Raw genomic sequence first — 16,974 nt, 5'->3', positions numbered from 1 at the left:
TTGAGTGTCTTCCCGACTGTAATATTTTCCCGCATTAAATAAAAGGGGCGTCAAATTTAATGTTGGGTTTGCTGTTCTCGCGTTCGCCTATACCGTTTTTAGCGGAGATGTTTAGCTGTAATATGCTGTTCTCTGGGGTGTGTTCTTTGTGATTGTCCGTGTTAAATTTAATACTGCGCATGAGCTTGAGTAAAGTAGCATCTAATTGGTTAGATTGATCTTGATATTTGATCAGGTCTTTTTCTGCACTTGCTATGTTTTTGATGACTTTATCTGCATTATTGTGTGACTCCATCAGTGATTCTGCACGTTGATCAAGTGCGTTTTTGTGTACACTGATTTGATTTTTTAATTCGCCAATCACTTGATTAAGCCAGTGTGTACAGTCTAAATGTGCTTGTTCAAAAATGGCCTGAATTTGGACACCTAAACCTAAAAAGAACTTGCGAATCAAGAAGTTTTTCTCTGTTAAGAGATTGACTGGGCTGGCGCAGAACTCTTCAGTCACTTTCTCTAAGGCTTGAATGTTTTCAATAAAATGGCGCATATCGAGCTGAATAGCTTCTGTTTTCTCAAAGCCGTGTTTACTCCAAAATAACTGATACAGATCATCTGCATGTTTTTTAATGGTGTGGCCTTCAATGCTGATTTCCTCCGCGAGGTTGATTGCAAGTCTTGTGATTTCTCGAATGTTGCGATTAAGCCCCACAGTTGTCCAGCTATCGCCCATATCCTGTTTGGTTTGTGCTAGGGTTGTATCTAAGTAGCCTAGGCTTAAGTGACGTAATAGCTTGCTGCTTAATCTCTTGATTTTTTCACTACCTTGGTTAAAGGTAAGAATCGAAGACTCATAGCGTTTACGTTCGGCAACCACTTTAGCTAGAATATCTTTGGAAGCATCATGGCTTTTATGTTGCAGTTCGCGTAGTTCCGCAAGCTGGTTTTTGATGCTGCCTACTCGGATCTGGGCGAGTTTTCGAGATGCTTTAATCATATTGGAGCATTCGGTGACGATGGCTCTACCTAGAATTTCATGCTTGGATTGCACCATTTGCTCAGCAAGTGAGTTTTCTAGGCTATTGATTCTACTGCGCTTGAGCAGTGCTGTATCTTTCCTAATTTTTGCTACCAATGCTTTTTGTGCAGAAATGGCAAAAATATTTTGTGAGTCTAGGCCAAGCTCATGTGCTGTGTTTCTTATTTGCTTTTGAATCAAGACCTCAACTTCAGCATCAGACTCTAGGCCATCCCAAAGAATATCTATTTTATTGAGCACAACTAATTTATGCGCTGCACGCTTTTGCACATAGTTAGTCCAAATCTGCATGTCTGATTTGGTAATGCCTGTATCTGTAGCAGTTAAAAATAGAATCGCTTGTGCATTAGGCAGAATGCTTAGTGTCAGTTCGGGTTCTGCTCCCATGGTATTTAGACCTGGGGTGTCTAACACTACTAAACCGTTTTTAAGTAAGGGGTGTGGGTAGTTGATGAGTGCATGACGCCAAACCGGAATCTCTACCTTTCCGCTTTCAGCCAGTTGTCTTTGCATGCTGGAGTCATCTTCATTCCAGAAGCCAAGCCTTTTGGCTGTGTCAATATCGACCTCTCTCTTTTGAACCAATGCGCGCAATGTTTGTTTCATTGCATCGGCAGAGTGGATGTCTAGCCTTATTTTATGCCATATATCTTGGGTGGTTTTCAGATAGCTGAGCGTATCGTCTGATTGTCTGGTTTCAATCGGTAAGAGCTTAATGCAAGGTTCTTCTTTGTCGCTCCAGAATATCTCTGTCGGGCACATGGTCGTACGACCAGGTTCACTGGGTAACAGCCTTTGATTAAAATCAGAAAAGAACAGCGCGTTAATGGTCTCTGTTTTTCCACGTGAGAATTCAGCTAAGAACGCGAGTACTAACTGGTCTTTTTTTAAGATTTCTTTAATGTCATAGAGTCGTAACTCTTGTATGGCATTGAGTGATTCAGCATGGCCTGGCCAATCAATATACTCGTCAATCGTGGCAATAAGATTTTCTCGCCACTGGCTGTATTCTGTAATTTTCGAAGTTAAGTTCGAAATAACAGTAATCTCTTGATTTTGTGCAGTATTAGATATCGGTATGCTCATGATGTTATCTTAACTTACAACGTGGAAAGTAAGTTGCTTTCTAATGGAATTAGTATAGTAGTTAGCAATAACTGTGCCGTAATAATAAACACGAGTGGACTGAGGTCAAAATTACCTGCTGGAGGGATATATTTCCTTAATGTCCTTAATATTGGATAGGTGAGGCTATTTAAAATCGGCGCGATTGGTGTATGTGGATTAATCCAGCTCAAGATTGCTTGGATTAAAACAGCATACAAGAAAATAGATAGGCTAATGTTGATGATGCCTATAAACGCGACGCCCAATATAACAAACCAAACGCTATTGCCAGCAACTAGGATGGGGAAGCCTTTTAGCCACAAAGTACATACGCTAAGGACCACTTGTGTTAGATAAGCTAGCAATAGCGTCGATAAGTCTATTTTCCAAATACTGGGTAAAAAGCGGCGCACAGGTTTTACCGCAAAGTTAGTGACGGTCACAATAAGCTGAGCAAATTGATTTTGAAAAGGTGCTTTTGTCAGTTGAAAATAAAACCGTAATAAGAATGCAAAACTGAGTATGCTGAGTACAGCTTGGACTAAAAATAAGATAGCGTTATTTAACATAGTATTTTCTAGGTAAGTTATTTACCTAGTATATCTCCTAGCGTCACTGACTTGTCAGCCGCAGCTTTGGCTGCTTTGGCAATAATGTGTTTAACGTCTGCAGACTCTAAGCTGAGTATGCCTTGTTCTGTCGTACCACCTTTAGATGTGACTTGCGCACGCAGGGTTTTAACGTCAGTAGTGCTTTGTGAAGCTAGTAAACTAGCGCCAGCAAATGTCTGCAGTGCCAGCATGTTTGCTTCTTCACTTTCAAGGCCTAATGCTACGCCAGCCTCTTGTAGGGCTTCTATGAAATAAAACACATAAGCTGGCCCGCTACCTGATATTGCAGTGACAGCATCCATTTTGGCTTCATCATCAAGCCACAAGGTTTTCCCCACCGCTGCAAGCACTGTATTGGCTTGCTCACGTTGCGTTTGGCTAACATCTTGCATTGCATAAAGTGCAGAGACTCCCGCTTGAATTTGTGCTGGTGTGTTAGGCATCACACGCACAATGCCTTGGTACTCACCTAACCAAGCAGATATGTCTTTGCTTCTTACACCTGCAGCAATAGAGACAATAAGTTGTGACGCTAATACCGGACGTAATTGAAGGCAGACTTCCTTAAGTTGTTGCGGTTTAATAGCTAAAACAATGACATCTGTGTTGTGAAACTCAGCATAAGTGTCGGTAACTTGAACATTTAGGTCTTGTGCTAGTTCAGAACGTCTTTGTGCATCCAACTCCAATACGGTGATGTTAGATGGATCAAAACCATTTTGTGTTAAGCCGCCGATGATTGCGCGCGCCATATTGCCGCCGCCAATAAAGTTAATCTTCATTTATGTCCTTAGATTTTAGTATGCAATTTATCTTACTGTATTAATAAGTAGTTATGGGTAAGTTAAGTGTCGCTATTTATTGATGTTGCAGTATTTTTTAGAGCGGCTCTTGCGCCAAATAAAGCAGAACCTATGCGCACAATCGTTGCCCCTTGGCTAATTGCAGTTTCATAATCGTTAGACATGCCAATCGATAGCGTGTCTAGTGCGAAACCTTTGTTGATAAGCGCATCATAGCATTCTCTTACTTGTGTAAATTGAGCAATTTGTTGCGCTGGATTGGTCGTTGGTGCCGGAATTGCCATGAGACCGCGCAGTTTTAAATGAGGCAATACACTGATAGCCTCTGCTAACGCTTCCAGTTGCGTTGGTAAAACGCCGCTTTTGGTATCTTCATTACTGATATTCACTTGTATGCAGATCTGTAGTGGAGGTGTGATTGATACCCTTGCCTCGTTCAGGCGCTGAGCGATTTTTAAGCGATCTACGCTGTGAACCCAACTGAAGTTTTGCCCAATAATCTGGGTTTTATTACTCTGTATAGGTCCAATAAAGTGCCACTCTATGGCGAGGTCAGTCAGCTGTTTTTGTTTTTCCAGTGCTTCTTGGCTATAGTTCTCGCCGAAGATGGTTTGCCCTGCTACATAAGCTTCTCGAATCGCGGATGCTGGTTGTGCTTTGCTAACGGCTAATAATTGCACATGTTGGTGATAAGCGCTGGCAGCTTCTGCCGATTGAATAGTTGCTAGAATATCTTGCAAGCGATTGCTAATTGTGGTCATAATTCACTAAGCCTAGAAGTTCGAGCATGTAATAACTAAAAATTAACCATAAGAATTATATCAGGAGCAGGTTGTGGATATTTCGGATTTACTCGCATTTTCAGTGAAAAATAAAGCCTCAGATTTACACTTGTCTGCAGGCCTGCCTCCAATGATCCGTGTGCACGGAGATATTAGAAAAATCAATGTACCAGCAATGGACCATAGCGAAGTGCATGATATGGTCTACGATATTATGAATGATGGCCAGCGTAAGGTTTATGAAGAGACGCTGGAGTGTGACTTTTCATTTGAAATTCCTAATTTAGCGCGTTTCCGCGTGAATGCCTTTAACCATAATCGTGGTTCTGGTGCTGTATTCCGTACCATTCCTTCAAAAATATTAACGCTAGAGCAACTGAATTGCCCTGCCATTTTTAAAGATATTGCAGATACCCCACGCGGTATCTGTTTGGTAACGGGGCCTACTGGTTCTGGTAAATCCACAACGCTGGCGGCGATGATTGATTATATCAACGACAAAGAGTTTGGGCATATCCTGACCGTTGAAGACCCCATTGAGTTTGTACATCAATCTAAAAAGTGTTTAATTAACCAACGTGAGGTTGGGCCACATACCTTGTCATTTAATAATGCGCTGCGCTCAGCACTGCGTGAAGACCCAGACGTGATTTTGGTGGGTGAATTACGCGATTTAGAAACGATACGTTTAGCACTGACGGCAGCAGAAACCGGGCATATGGTGTTTGGTACCCTGCACACCAGCTCTGCAGCCAAAACAGTAGACCGTATTATCGACGTGTTTCCGGCGGCTGAAAAAGAAATGGTGCGGTCAATGTTGTCTGAGTCTCTACGTGCGGTGATTTCTCAAACCTTGTTAAAAACTAAAGATGAGCAGGGGCGCGTTGCAGCGCACGAAATTATGATCGGTACGCCGGCGATTCGTAACTTGATTCGTGAAAACAAAATCCCACAAATGTATTCAGCGATTCAAACTGGTCAAAATGTGGGTATGCAGACCTTAGATCAGAACTTACAAGATTTAGTAAAACGCGGTGTAGTTTCAGCGAATGAGGCGCGTGCCAAGGCAGCAAACAAAGATACAATTATGGGGTAGTCGTAGTTTTATATCTAGGTAATCGCATTAATATCGGGTTTAGTAAAGGGAGTGGCCGTGCAAGGACAAATGGAAAAAGGGCAAGCTGAAAAGTTTGTGTTCGATTTATTAAGGCTGATGTTAGCTAAGAATGCATCTGATTTGTTCATTACAGTCGGTTTTCCGCCTGCCATCAAAGTGGATGGGAAAGTAACGCCACTTAGTAGCCAGGTGCTAACCGCACAGCAGGCACGTGAAATTTCGCGTGCGATTATGAATGATAAGCAAACAGCAGAGTTTGATGCGACTAATGAGTGTAACTTTGCGATTGGCATTCCTGGTGTTGCACGTTTCCGTGTGAATGCTTTTGTGCAAAGAGGTTCTGTTGGCTTAGTGTTTAGAACGATCACTACCAAGATTCCTGAGTTTGAAGAACTGGGTTTACCTTCTGTGCTGAAAGATGTAGCCATGACCAAACGTGGACTGGTTATTTTTGTGGGCGGTACAGGTTCGGGTAAATCAACTTCTTTAGCGGCAATGGTTGGTTATCGTAATCAAAACAGCTACGGCCATATTATTACGATTGAAGACCCCGTTGAGTTTGTGCATGAACATAAGAACTGTATTATTACCCAGCGCGAAGTGGGGGTTGATACCGATAATTGGCATATTGCCTTGAAAAATACCTTGCGTCAGGCGCCTGATGTGATTTTGATTGGGGAAATACGCGATCGGGAAACGATGGATTATGCAATTGCCTTTGCCGAAACCGGCCATCTCTGCATGGCGACCTTGCATGCTAATAGTACTAATCAGGCATTAGACCGTATTATTAACTTTTTCCCAGAAGAGCGTCGCCATCAATTGTTGATGGACTTGTCGTTAAATGTGCGCGCATTTATTTCACAACGACTGATTCCCAAAAAAGAGGGTAAAGGTAGAACCGCTGCCATGGAAGTGATGCTTAATTCACCATTAATCTCAGATTTAATTTTTAAAGGTGAAGTGCATGAAATTAAAGAGATTATTTCTAGATCACGTGAGTTAGGGATGCAAACCTTTGACCAATCATTATTTGATTTGTATGAGGCTGATGCAATTACCTATGAGGATGCTTTACGCAATGCTGACTCAGTGAATGATTTGCGCCTCAAAATTAAACTTGAAGGCAAGGGTGCACATAATAAAGACTTATCTGCAGGACTAGATGCCTTAGGAATCGTTTAACCTTAGGCAATTGTTTAGTTTTAGTAATAAAAAAGGGGCCGATTTATCAGCCCCTTTTTATTTGCTTTGTTGAAGTTGGTACTACGTGCGCTATCTAATCATGATAAACAACTATTCCATTCACCAACGTGAATTTCACCTTGCCTGCGAGTTCTAGTCCTGTAAATGGTGTGTTTTTCCCTTGGCTTTTCAGTGTCTTTGGGCTAACTTTCCAGTACTCATTTGCATCAAAAATACACAAATCCGCATTGCTGTTGGGGCTTAAGTCGCCAGCCTCAATCCCCAAAATGTTAGCTGATGCAGTGGTAATGCGCTCAATGGCGTGTAATAAGCTTACTTTTTCTTGAGTTGCCCACTTGAGTGTTAGCGGTAGCAGGAGTTCTAGGCCGGTTGCGCCAATTTCAGCTTCGGCAAAAGGTGCTAATTTAGCATCATCATCCACAGGCGTGTGGTCTGAACAGATGGCATCTATCGTACCGTCTTTTAAGCCAGCGCTCAGCTCAGCTTTGTCTCGTTGAGTGCGTAATGGTGGTTTTAAGTGGCAGTTAGCGTCAAAGTAGGCAATATCGTATTCGGTTAGGTGCAGATGGTTTGCACTGACATCGCAGCTCACTTTTAAGCCTTTTGCTTTAGCGGCACGAATCATGGCAACGCCTTCTGCAGTGGATAGGCGGCTAATATGTACGCGTGCACCTGCTTCTTGGGCAATGCGTAATATGCTCGCCAAAGCCAGTGCTTCTGCAGCGCTAGGAATACCTTTCAGCCCCATTCTGGTGGCAACTTCGCCATCATGCGCTACGCCATTTGCGGCTAAAAATGGTTCTTCAGCATGTAAAAATAGCGTGAAGCCGAAAGTCGCGGCATATTCCATCGCACGCCACAGTACTTGTGTGTCAGTGACCGCAATATTAGCTTGAGAGAAACCGACACAGCCTGCAGTGTGTAGCTCATTCATTTCTGAAAGTGCAGCCCCTTTTAATTGCCTAGTCATTGCACCAAGTGGATATACATGCGCTAATCCTTGTTGTTTAGCGCGATGCTTAAGCATTTCTACCAAGCCAGGTTCGTCTAATACTGGGTCTGTATCGGGAGGGCAGGCTAGGCTAGTGACGCCACCAGCAACTGCGGCTTGTAGTTCACTGGCTAATCTGGCTTTGTACTCATCACCAGGTTCGCGTAGTCTGGCAGATAGGTCGACTAATCCAGGGCACACTGTCAGGTTGGTTGCATCAATGGTTTTGGCCACAATAAACCCATCAGGCATAGCGCCAATGCTGACGATTTTTCCAGCGGCGATAAATACATCTAGTTTGTCGTTGATGTTATTTTTTGGGTCAATCACATGCCCATTTTTAATATGAATTTTCATAGTGTTGCTCCTGCACCGCCACCCAAAATGGCCATGACCGCCATGCGAATCGCAATGCCATAAGTCACTTGCGGCAATATCACGGATTGTTTGCCATCGGCTACTGTTGAATCAATCTCCACGCCCCTATTCATTGGGCCAGGGTGCATCACAATGGCATCGGGTTTGGCAAGAGCCAGCCGTTCAGGGGTAAGTCCGTAGGTTTTAAAATACTCTTCTGAGCTAGGTAGCATCGCGCCGTTCATGCGTTCATTTTGCAAGCGCAGCATCATGATGACATCAACATCTTTCAAGCCTTCATTCATATCGTGGTACACGTGAACGCCGAGTTTTTCAACTTGGGTAGGTAATAGTGTTTTTGGAGCAATCACACGTACTTCTGGCACACCTAGTGTCGTGAGCGCATGAATCTCTGAACGGGCTACGCGTGAATGCAAAACATCGCCCACAATCGCAACTCTTAAGTTGTGTAGCTCAGGCTTATATTTACGGATGGTAAATACATCAAGTAAGCCTTGTGTAGGATGGGAATGGCGCCCATCACCTGCATTAATGACGTGTATGTGCGGCGGTACATGTTTAGCAATTAAATGAGCAGCCCCCGACTGTGCATGGCGTACAACGAACATGTCAGCGTGCATGGCGATTAAGTTATCCACCGTGTCTAAAATAGTTTCGCCTTTAGATTGTGACGATGTGCTCACGTTTAAGCTGATCACGTCTGCAGAAAGACGTTTTGCTGCAATTTCAAAGGTGGTGCGGGTGCGGGTGCTGTTTTCAAAAAAGAGGTTGCATACGGTTTTTCCGCGTAGTAACGGCACTTTTTTTACTTCACGTTCAGCCACGCCTACAAATGATTCTGCGGTATCTAAAATTTGGTTCAGTATCTTTTTGGGTAAGCCTTCAATGGAAAGCAGGTGTCGCAGTTGACCGTCAGTATCAAGTTGAGGGTTATTCATGCTGTTATGGTCTCGCACTATTGTGTTGAGGGGTAAGGTCTAAGGCTAAACTACCGTCAGCTAATTGAGTTAACTGTAGGTGTTGTGACGTATTTAACGACAGGTCAGCCGCAACAATTTGCGGAGTGATTGGTAGTTCACGACCACCACGGTTAATCAGTGCGATTAATGTAATGCTGGCAGGTCTGCCGTAATCAAATAGCTCGTTCATCGCTGCACGGGTAGTGCGGCCTGTATAAAACACATCATCAATCAGAATGATATGTTTGTTTTCTACCTCAAATGGAATTTGGCTCGGTCGATTTTCTGCTTTTAAACCACGTTGTGCATAGTCATCTCTATAAAAAGAAACGTCTAGAGTGCCATGTTCAATTTGATGTAACTTAATGGCATCATCTAGCAACATTAATAGTCTTTGCATCAACCAGACACCACCGCTGTGAATACCGACTAGGGCAGTATTTGCTTTAAGCAAAGGCTTGAGTTTAGCTGCAAGGGTATGAAGTAGCTGTTCTGCATCTGGCAGCTGGCTATTGTCTAGTGGGGTGTTGGCATCAGTCATGTTGTTATTTTACTCAATATTCCTGATTACTTGTAATTCTTAATTGAATGCACGTACAAAGTTGTGCGCTTATAAAAATCATTATCTAGTATCAATTATTTTGCGTTGCAGATAGCGCCATTGCGAACTTAATGCTGATTTGATGCATGATCAAAATAACTTTGTAATATGGTCTGTGCTGCTACTTGGTCTAACATTTCTTTCTGCGCGCGGCCTCTAATACCAGCTTCATTTAATCGCTGACTTGCTTCAACAGAGCTGTAGCGCTCGTCAATCAACATAACAGGTAAGTTAAATCTGCCGTTCAGGCGACGTGCAAATTTTTTGCATAATTGAGTGACTGCGTGTTCTGTGCCATCTAAGCTCAACGGTAATCCAACCACTAAAAGCCTAGGCTGCCATTCGCTCACAAGTTTGGTAATGATTTGAAAGCGTATTTCATTGCTTTCGTTATCAATCGTCATGAGCGGCGTTGCGCTGGCTAGTAAATGTTCACCAACGGCAATGCCGATGCGTCTTTCACCAAAATCAAACGCGAGCACGGTGCCTGATTGCACATGGTCTTTGTTGTAAACTTTTTCGTTATCAATCAGTTGCATGTGTGTTGTCACTGACATTAAGCGTGCCCAGCAACATCTGACAGCATGGCAGGGTCAAATCCTAGCAGTGACATCGCAGCATTGAATTGCTCTTCGTGTGGGGTATCAAATAAGACTTTATTGAGTGTTTCTATATCTTTGGCCTGCACTGAAAGCCAGCTATTTTGTGCAATTTCTTGTTCAAGCTGATTAGGTGTCCACCCAGCATATCCTAGTGAAAAAATCAGTTTTTTGGGACCAGCTCCAACTGCCACTGCTTCTAGAATGTCTTTTGACGTGGTGAGTGAGGTTTTGTCGTTAATGATAATTGAGCTGTCCCAATCACCAAATGGCTCATGTAATACAAATCCACGTTCAGGTTGAACTGGGCCGCCGTATAGCACAGGGTCGTTTGCAATATGGGTATGCTCTAGTTTGATATTGATTTTTTCAAACAAGGTTTCATACGTCATATCAGTCGGGCGATTAATGACAATGCCCATTGCACCATCTTGATTATGGGTACATATGAAGGTGACTGATTTAGCAAAGTAAGGATCAGTCAAATTTGGCATGGCAATCAAAAAGTGGCCTGTAAGGTTCATATTATCTAAAGACATATATTAAAAAACAAATATTTAAGCAGGTTTAGTCGCTTCCAAGTAGCCAGTAACTTCTAGGCCAAATCCTGCCATGCTTGGCATTTTCCGTTGATTGGCCATCAATTTCATTTTTCTGACATTGCAGTCCAACAGTATTTGCGAACCGATGCCATAAGTGCGAAGTTCTTGATTCACACGGATAGGCTCGTCCGCACCTTTGATGCGGTCAACAATGGTTTCACCAGACTCTTGATGGTGCAGCAGTATCATGACACCTGCTTCTGCACCAGCAATGGTTTTCATGGCTTCCAGTGTATTCCAGCTATGTGTGCAACTTGAGCTATCTAATAGATCAAAAATAGAAAGCGGTTCATGTACGCGCACCAATACTTCTTGTTCTGGTGTCGGTGTACCCTTAATTAAAACCAGATGCGTTTCTTTGGCGATTTTATCCTGATACGCAATCAGTTTCATTTCACCATAAGGCGTTTGCACCATGCGTTCTGCAGCGCGCTCAATCAGGCTTTCAGTTTCAGCGCGGTAGTGAATTAAATCCGCTATCGTGCCGATTTTAAGTTTGTGTTCTGCTGCAAACTTCATTAAGTCTGGCAGTCTTGCCATGCTGCCATCATCTTTTAGAATCTCACAAATGACACTGGCAGGTTCTAAGTTGGCAAGTTGTGCCAAATCGCAGCCTGCTTCTGTATGGCCTGCACGTACCAACACGCCGCCATCCATGGCGGTAAGTGGGAAAATATGACCAGGGCTTACAATGTCTTGGGGCTTGGCTGCTTTTGCTACCGCAGCTTGAATGGTTCTAGCACGGTCGGCGGCAGAGATGCCAGTCGTTACCCCTTCTGCAGCCTCAATCGATACTGTAAAGTTGGTGCCCATGCGCGCACCATTTTTTTGCACCATTTTGCTTAAGTTGAGTTGATTGCAACGAGATTCAGTGAGTGTTAAGCAAATCAGGCCACGCCCGAATTTAGCCATAAAGTTAATATGCTCTGCAGTTGCAAACTCTGCAGCAAGCACTAAGTCACCTTCGTTTTCTCGATGCTCATCATCAACTAGCACCACCATGTGACCCAGTCTGATTTCTTCGATAATTTCTTTGGCCGGGCTGATGTTGTTGATAGGTGCTTCTGTGTAATTCATGGCTAGTGCCCCTGCTTTTCTGGCGATGCTTGATTATCTGTTTTAAGTGGGTCTTCTTTAATGCTGTCCTCTGTGGACCATTGTGTCATGCGCTCAACGTAGCGTGCAATCTGATCAACCTCTAGGTTAACTGCGCTACCCTCACTTAAGTGTTGTAAGGTGGTATTTTCCAGTGTGTGCGGTATTAAGTTGATGCTGAAATCGTCCCCGCTAATTTTGTTAACGGTAAGGCTGACACCGTTGACACAAATAGAGCCTTTGATAGAGATATATTTTGAGATCACGTGCGGTGCTCGAATATCAAGCTGCCAGCACTCTCCCAAAGACTCAAATTTAAGCACTTTGCCAACACCATCTACGTGGCCGCTCACCAAGTGCCCACCCAGTCTGTCAGATAAGCGTAACGCTTTTTCTAAATTCACTGTGTGTGCCATATTTAGTCCGACGGTCACGGATAATGTTTCCTGAGAAACGTGTGCTTCAAAATGCGCGTTGGTCATTTTAACTACCGTCAGGCAAACACCATTGACTGCGATGCTGTCGCCTAACTTTACATCGCTCATATTGAGCGCTTCGCTGGCGATTAAAAGATGCACATCTGCACCAACTGGGTTGGTTTGCGTGATTGCGCCGACTGATTGAATGATTCCTGTAAACATAATCAGAATTTTAACAGATAACACTAGATAACGATTAGAAGCCTGCTAAAATCTGCCCTATGAAATATCTACCATACGAATTATTTGTCGGCTGGCGTTATACGCGGGCTAAACGCAAGAATCATTTCATTTCATTTATTTCTTTGACGAGCATGATAGGCATTGCGCTTGGGGTTGCTGCCTTAATCGTCGTGCTTTCAGTGATGAATGGTTTCCAGAAAGAGCTACGTACTCGTATTTTAGGGGTGGCTTCGCACTTGGAAGTGACTGGAGCGGGTAATCAGCTTACGGATTGGCAGTCAGTTTCAGCGTTCACTACAAAGTTGCCAAATGTACAGGCAAGTGCGCCATATATTAGTGCGCAAGCGATGTTGAGCTACGATCAAGGTGTGCAAGGCGCGATTGTTCGCGGGGTGATTCCTAGCGCGGAAGACCAAGTGGCCGATTTGGGTAAGCATATGAAAGCTGGCCGCTTAGATAGTTTACGTGCAGGTGAGTTTGGTATTGTGCTCGGTGTTGATCTAGCGATGGCGCTGGGCGCAAAAATTGGGGATAAAGTCGTTTTGATGGCACCTCAAGGTCAGTTTACTCCCACTGGTGTTGTGCCGCGTTTAAAGCAATTTACGTTGGTTGGACTCTTTCAGATTGGCATGTATGAGTACGATGCTGGTTTGGCTTTAATTCATATTGACGATGCTGCAAAACTCTACCGTATGGGGCAAAACGTTTCTGGCGTGCGCTTGAAGCTGGATGATTTGTTTGATGCCCCAGCGGTGGCCGCCAATATCTCTGATCGACTAAATGGCCAACTGAATCAAAGCGGCAGTTATTATGTGTCTGATTGGACTAGGCAGCACGCTAACTTTTTCCGCGCAGTGCAGATGGAAAAGCGTGTGATGTTTATTATCCTTACGCTCATTGTTGCGGTTGCGGCATTTAATATTGTGTCAACGCTAGTGATGGCGGTGACCGATAAGCGCGCTGATATTGCCATCATGCGCACTTTCGGTGCTAGCCCTAGCAGCATTATGAAAATATTTATCGTGCAGGGTGCATTGATCGGCATTATCGGTACCGCATTAGGTGCGCTTTTTGGTATTTTGATTGCACTTAATATAGATACCATCATCCCTTTTATCGAAGGTTTATTTAATGTGCAGTTCTTGGCAAAAGATGTTTATTACATCAGTGACTTACCCTCTGATTTAATTTGGTCTGATGTAATCACCATCGTCACGGTTTCATTTTTATTAAGTTTACTAGCAACGCTCTATCCGAGTTTTAAAGCCAGTAGAATCAACCCAGCTGAGGCGTTGCGTTATGAGTAGCCAAACTTCAAAGCCAATTATTGCTTGTCAACATTTGCATAAAACTTATCAGGGCTTAGATGTTGCCGTGCTGAATGGTATCGATCTTAGTGTCAATACTGGGGAGCAAGTGGCAATTGTCGGTGCTTCAGGGTCGGGTAAAAGTACCTTATTGCATTTGCTGGGTGGTTTAGATGTGCCAAGCAGTGGAGATGTGCATATTCTTGAACATAATCTTGCACAATTGTCTGAAACGCAAAAAGGTGATTTACGTAATCAGTCTTTAGGGTTTGTCTATCAATTCCACCATCTATTGCCAGAATTTACTGCACTTGAAAATGTAGCGATGCCCCTATTGATTCGCCGCACCCCACGAGAGCAAGCGCTTACAGTGGCAGGTGAAATGTTGGCAAAAGTAGGGCTAAAGCACCGGCTGGAACATATGCCAGGTGAATTGTCTGGCGGTGAGCGGCAACGTGCCGCATTAGCGCGAGCAATGGTCACCTCACCGCAATGTATCCTTGCGGATGAGCCTACCGGTAATCTCGATCGTCATACTGCGCATGCAGTGTTTGATTTGCTATTGGAAATGAATCAAACGCAAAATGTAAGTTTGGTGGTTGTTACGCACGACTTGGAGCTTGCTGCAAAAATGCAGCGGCGCTACAAGCTCGTTGACGGCAAATTGGTGACTTTGTAAAGCATGATTCTTTTTGCACTGGGGTTTGTGTTAGGTGCTTTTTGCCTGCAACAGATGCCAGTGTTGCCAGACCTGATATGGTCATTGTCAATCTTACCTTTTGTCTTTATCAGTATTTATCTTCGTAAAGCGCAATTCAAATTTATACGTCTTTTTCAGCTGCAATTATGGTTAATGATTGCCCTGATGTTCGGTTTTTTCTGGTCTGCTGCTTTTGCTACATTCAGGCTTGCTGAAGCGTTACCAGTTTATTGGCAAAATAAGCCAATTGAGTTGGTGGGAGTTGTGGCAAGCGTTCCTGTTTTAACTGAGCAGGGTGCTCGCTTTAATTTTGCTGTTGAACGTGTTGTGACTAAAGGTGCTGTCGTTCCTCGACATCTTTCACTTAGCATTTACCGTAAACGAGACCAGCAACCACAAGTGCATGAGTCTATGCAGTTTTCAGACGTTCAAGCCGGACAGCGTTTGCATTTGGTCGCACGACTCAAACGTCCACATAGCGTACAAAATCCGCATGGTTTTGATTTTGAGTCATGGTCCTTGGCTGAGAATATCCGTGCTATTGGCAGTGTCAAAGGTAAGCCCACCGTACTTGATGAGTTTGTTTGGCGTCCGCAATATGTGGTTGAACGTATTCGTCAGTCAGTGAAACTACGCATTACTGAAGTCTTAATGAGTAAGCCATATAGCGGGGTGATACAGGCGTTGGTGATGGGGGATGATAGCCAGATTTCAGTGCGAGATTGGCAATTGTTTTTACGCACAGGGATTACGCATTTAATGAGTATCTCTGGTTTGCATATTACGATGCTGTCTGGGCTGATGTTTGTGCTAGTGAACTTTGTTTGGAGACGCGTCCCCAACCTAGGTAATAAAGTCCCAACGCGGAAAGCGGCAACTTTTGCAGCAGTATTGACCGCGCTAATATATGCCCTCATTGCAGGGTTTTCCGTGCCAACGCAACGCACCCTGTATATGCTGATGGTGTTTGGTGTTGCATTATGGTCTGGTCGGCGCTTTGTCATTGCTCAAGTGCTAGCCTTGGCCTTATTGATTGTGGTTTTAATTGATCCGTGGGCTGTGATTTCTGCTGGTTTTTGGCTATCTTTTGGTGCCGTTGCACTTCTAAGCTTTGCAATGGGCGCGCGAATAGCTACGCCGCATTGGTTGAAAGTTGCAGTGCAAACGCAATGGGCAGTGACAATAGGTATGTTGCCATTGCTATTAATCATGTTTCACCAAGCCTCTATCATCTCACCCGTGGCGAATGCAGTTGCAATTCCATTAATCAGCTTCTTTGTCACTCCCTTGGCTTTGCTAGGTAGTTTCCTGCCAATTGATTGGCCATTACATTTAGCTTATTACTTGCTAGAGCTATGTGTTGTCTTTCTGGATTGGCTAAATCAATTGCCCGTTGCTGTCTGGCAACAACATGCGCCTGCATTATGGACATTAGCTCCAGCGCTATTGGGTGTGATTTGGATGTTAATGCCACGGGGAGTGCCGTTACGCTGGTTGGGTATTTTTGGTTTTTTGCCCATGATGCTAATTTCACCTGTTCGGCCAGCATCAGGTGAGATGAAAGCGACGATTCTAGATGTAGGGCAAGGCTTAAGTGTGGTGGTGCAGACATCAACACATACCTTACTTTATGATGCGGGTGCAAGATTTAATGCCCAAAGTGATGCTGGTAGTCGCGTTGTTGTGCCATTTCTGCAAGGTGAGGGCGTTCAAAAGCTTGATGGATTTATCGTGACGCACGATGATAATGATCATAGTGGCGGCATGGACTCTGTATTGACCTTAATGCCAGTGGATTGGTTTGCAAGCTCAATGCCTGAAACGGTGATTACTCCTCCTAATGTTGAGCGTATGAAATGTTACGCCGGTCAGGGCTGGCATTGGGATGGTGTTGATTTTGAAATGCTATACCCGAACCTAAGTGATTATGAGAATGTTGGAATTAAAGATAATGATAGAAGTTGTGTGCTAAAAATTACCAGTGAGGCAGGCAGTTTATTGCTTACAGGAGACATTGAGCGTAATGCTGAAGCCGCCTTAGTTTCAGCAAACGCAAGTTCGTTACCAGCTATATTGAAAAGTGACGTCCTAGTCGTGCCTCATCATGGCAGCAAAACATCATCCACCACAAGTTTTGTGGAAGCTGTCGCACCTAGCGTTGCAATTTTTACAGTGGGGTATTTAAATCGCTTTAAACATCCAAGGCCGGAAGTCACTGCCAGATATCCGCTCGTTGGTAGTCAATTGTATAGATCCGATTATCATGGTGCAGTAGAGCTAAACTTCAGGATGCAGGGGCCTGCACCTCAAATTGCTGTGCAGAATTGGCGAGCCCAACGTAAGCGTTACTGGCATGATAAATTCTAAATTAGGTGATGAAAGTTAAGATTCAATTGCTAATCATTCTTAGGTGAGGCT

General features: G+C 43.9%; 16 protein-coding genes. 5 read left to right on the top strand and 11 right to left on the bottom strand.

Annotated elements, in window-relative coordinates; genetic code table 11:
• Positions 1 to 34 precede the first annotated feature (34 nt).
• The 4 genes from FG24_RS01100 to FG24_RS01085 form a co-directional block, all read right to left on the bottom strand.
• On the bottom strand, positions 35 to 2,122 hold the full coding sequence (locus FG24_RS01100; RefSeq protein ID WP_036300081.1) for a dynamin family protein: 2,088 nt from the start codon (positions 2,120 to 2,122) through the stop codon (positions 35 to 37).
• A gap of 14 nt (positions 2,123 to 2,136) precedes the next feature.
• Positions 2,137 to 2,712: a YggT family protein gene (locus FG24_RS01095; RefSeq protein WP_036300078.1), complete on the bottom strand. Its 576-nt coding sequence runs from the start codon at positions 2,710 to 2,712 to the stop codon at positions 2,137 to 2,139.
• Between the two features lie 17 nt (positions 2,713 to 2,729).
• Positions 2,730 to 3,536: a pyrroline-5-carboxylate reductase gene (gene proC / locus FG24_RS01090; RefSeq protein ID WP_036300075.1), complete on the bottom strand. Its 807-nt coding sequence runs from the start codon at positions 3,534 to 3,536 to the stop codon at positions 2,730 to 2,732.
• A 62-nt stretch (positions 3,537 to 3,598) separates the two neighbouring features.
• A complete protein-coding gene (locus FG24_RS01085; protein WP_036300073.1) occupies positions 3,599 to 4,318 on the bottom strand; it encodes a YggS family pyridoxal phosphate-dependent enzyme in 720 nt (239 codons plus the stop codon).
• A gap of 73 nt (positions 4,319 to 4,391) precedes the next feature.
• Between FG24_RS01085 and FG24_RS01080 the strand changes: the two genes are divergently transcribed.
• Together FG24_RS01080 and FG24_RS01075 are read left to right on the top strand one after the other, a co-directional pair.
• Complete coding sequence (locus FG24_RS01080; protein ID WP_036300071.1) at positions 4,392 to 5,435, top strand: type IV pilus twitching motility protein PilT; 1,044 nt, start codon at positions 4,392 to 4,394, stop codon at positions 5,433 to 5,435.
• Between the two features lie 69 nt (positions 5,436 to 5,504).
• Entirely contained in the window at positions 5,505 to 6,641 is a 1,137-nt protein-coding gene (locus FG24_RS01075) for a PilT/PilU family type 4a pilus ATPase (protein WP_036300068.1), read from the top strand.
• 94 nt (positions 6,642 to 6,735) lie between these two features.
• On the opposite strand, the gene FG24_RS01070 is transcribed toward FG24_RS01075, so the two are convergent.
• The 7 genes from FG24_RS01070 to FG24_RS01040 form a co-directional block, all read right to left on the bottom strand.
• On the bottom strand, positions 6,736 to 8,010 hold the full coding sequence (locus tag FG24_RS01070; protein WP_036300066.1) for a dihydroorotase: 1,275 nt from the start codon (positions 8,008 to 8,010) through the stop codon (positions 6,736 to 6,738).
• The gene (locus FG24_RS01065; RefSeq protein WP_036300063.1) at positions 8,007 to 8,969 is read right to left on the bottom strand and encodes an aspartate carbamoyltransferase catalytic subunit; all 963 of its coding nucleotides are present in this window, start codon (positions 8,967 to 8,969) and stop codon (positions 8,007 to 8,009) included. Before FG24_RS01065 ends, FG24_RS01070 begins: the two co-directional genes overlap by 4 nt.
• A 4-nt stretch (positions 8,970 to 8,973) precedes the next feature.
• Positions 8,974 to 9,531 (bottom strand): bifunctional pyr operon transcriptional regulator/uracil phosphoribosyltransferase PyrR, encoded by a 558-nt coding sequence (gene pyrR / locus FG24_RS01060; RefSeq protein WP_036300060.1) that lies wholly within the window; start codon positions 9,529 to 9,531, stop codon positions 8,974 to 8,976.
• A 128-nt stretch (positions 9,532 to 9,659) separates the two neighbouring features.
• Entirely contained in the window at positions 9,660 to 10,130 is a 471-nt protein-coding gene (gene ruvX, locus FG24_RS01055; protein ID WP_051901557.1) for a Holliday junction resolvase RuvX, read from the bottom strand.
• Positions 10,131 to 10,147: 17 nt separating this feature from the next.
• The gene (locus tag FG24_RS01050) at positions 10,148 to 10,729 is read right to left on the bottom strand and encodes a YqgE/AlgH family protein (protein ID WP_036300055.1); all 582 of its coding nucleotides are present in this window, start codon (positions 10,727 to 10,729) and stop codon (positions 10,148 to 10,150) included.
• An 18-nt stretch (positions 10,730 to 10,747) separates the two neighbouring features.
• The gene (ribBA, locus tag FG24_RS01045) at positions 10,748 to 11,869 is read right to left on the bottom strand and encodes a bifunctional 3,4-dihydroxy-2-butanone-4-phosphate synthase/GTP cyclohydrolase II (RefSeq protein ID WP_036300052.1); all 1,122 of its coding nucleotides are present in this window, start codon (positions 11,867 to 11,869) and stop codon (positions 10,748 to 10,750) included.
• 2 nt (positions 11,870 to 11,871) lie between these two features.
• Complete coding sequence (locus tag FG24_RS01040) at positions 11,872 to 12,528, bottom strand: riboflavin synthase (protein ID WP_036303795.1); 657 nt, start codon at positions 12,526 to 12,528, stop codon at positions 11,872 to 11,874.
• Positions 12,529 to 12,587: 59 nt separating this feature from the next.
• Here FG24_RS01040 and FG24_RS01035 point away from each other — a divergent pair, with 59 nt between their 5' ends.
• From FG24_RS01035 to FG24_RS01025, 3 genes are read left to right on the top strand one after another with little or no spacing between them, the layout of a single operon-like run.
• Positions 12,588 to 13,856, top strand: a complete 1,269-nt coding sequence (locus FG24_RS01035) for a lipoprotein-releasing ABC transporter permease subunit (protein WP_036300051.1) — start codon at positions 12,588 to 12,590, stop codon at positions 13,854 to 13,856.
• Complete coding sequence (lolD, locus tag FG24_RS01030; protein WP_036300048.1) at positions 13,849 to 14,535, top strand: lipoprotein-releasing ABC transporter ATP-binding protein LolD; 687 nt, start codon at positions 13,849 to 13,851, stop codon at positions 14,533 to 14,535. The genes FG24_RS01035 and lolD overlap by 8 nt, the downstream gene beginning before the upstream one ends.
• Before the next feature lie 3 nt (positions 14,536 to 14,538).
• A complete protein-coding gene (locus FG24_RS01025; RefSeq protein WP_036300046.1) occupies positions 14,539 to 16,923 on the top strand; it encodes a DNA internalization-related competence protein ComEC/Rec2 in 2,385 nt (794 codons plus the stop codon).
• Positions 16,924 to 16,974: the final 51 nt, after the last annotated feature.

Origin of the sequence: Methylotenera sp. L2L1 (genome assembly GCF_000744605.1) — a bacterium.
Lineage (GTDB): Bacteria > Pseudomonadota > Gammaproteobacteria > Burkholderiales > Methylophilaceae > Methylotenera.
Note: the sequence above shows the minus strand (reverse complement) of the source record. Positions and strands in the feature narration are given on the sequence as shown.

What these genes read in the sequence shown, in the direction of transcription:
- FG24_RS01100 (WP_036300081.1), bottom strand. Translation starts at nt 2,122, where the DNA reads ATGAGCATACCGATATCTAATACTGCACAAAATCAAGAGATTACTGTT.
- FG24_RS01095 (WP_036300078.1), bottom strand. Translation starts at nt 2,712, where the DNA reads ATGTTAAATAACGCTATCTTATTTTTAGTCCAAGCTGTACTCAGCATA.
- proC (WP_036300075.1), bottom strand. Translation starts at nt 3,536, where the DNA reads ATGAAGATTAACTTTATTGGCGGCGGCAATATGGCGCGCGCAATCATC.
- FG24_RS01085 (WP_036300073.1), bottom strand. Translation starts at nt 4,318, where the DNA reads ATGACCACAATTAGCAATCGCTTGCAAGATATTCTAGCAACTATTCAA.
- FG24_RS01075 (WP_036300068.1), top strand. Translation starts at nt 5,505, where the DNA reads ATGGAAAAAGGGCAAGCTGAAAAGTTTGTGTTCGATTTATTAAGGCTG.
- FG24_RS01070 (WP_036300066.1), bottom strand. Translation starts at nt 8,010, where the DNA reads ATGAAAATTCATATTAAAAATGGGCATGTGATTGACCCAAAAAATAAC.
- FG24_RS01065 (WP_036300063.1), bottom strand. Translation starts at nt 8,969, where the DNA reads ATGAATAACCCTCAACTTGATACTGACGGTCAACTGCGACACCTGCTT.
- pyrR (WP_036300060.1), bottom strand. Translation starts at nt 9,531, where the DNA reads ATGACTGATGCCAACACCCCACTAGACAATAGCCAGCTGCCAGATGCA.
- ruvX (WP_051901557.1), bottom strand. Translation starts at nt 10,130, where the DNA reads ATGCAACTGATTGATAACGAAAAAGTTTACAACAAAGACCATGTGCAA.
- FG24_RS01050 (WP_036300055.1), bottom strand. Translation starts at nt 10,729, where the DNA reads ATGTCTTTAGATAATATGAACCTTACAGGCCACTTTTTGATTGCCATG.
- ribBA (WP_036300052.1), bottom strand. Translation starts at nt 11,869, where the DNA reads ATGAATTACACAGAAGCACCTATCAACAACATCAGCCCGGCCAAAGAA.
- FG24_RS01040 (WP_036303795.1), bottom strand. Translation starts at nt 12,528, where the DNA reads ATGTTTACAGGAATCATTCAATCAGTCGGCGCAATCACGCAAACCAAC.
- FG24_RS01035 (WP_036300051.1), top strand. Translation starts at nt 12,588, where the DNA reads ATGAAATATCTACCATACGAATTATTTGTCGGCTGGCGTTATACGCGG.
- lolD (WP_036300048.1), top strand. Translation starts at nt 13,849, where the DNA reads ATGAGTAGCCAAACTTCAAAGCCAATTATTGCTTGTCAACATTTGCAT.
- FG24_RS01025 (WP_036300046.1), top strand. Translation starts at nt 14,539, where the DNA reads ATGATTCTTTTTGCACTGGGGTTTGTGTTAGGTGCTTTTTGCCTGCAA.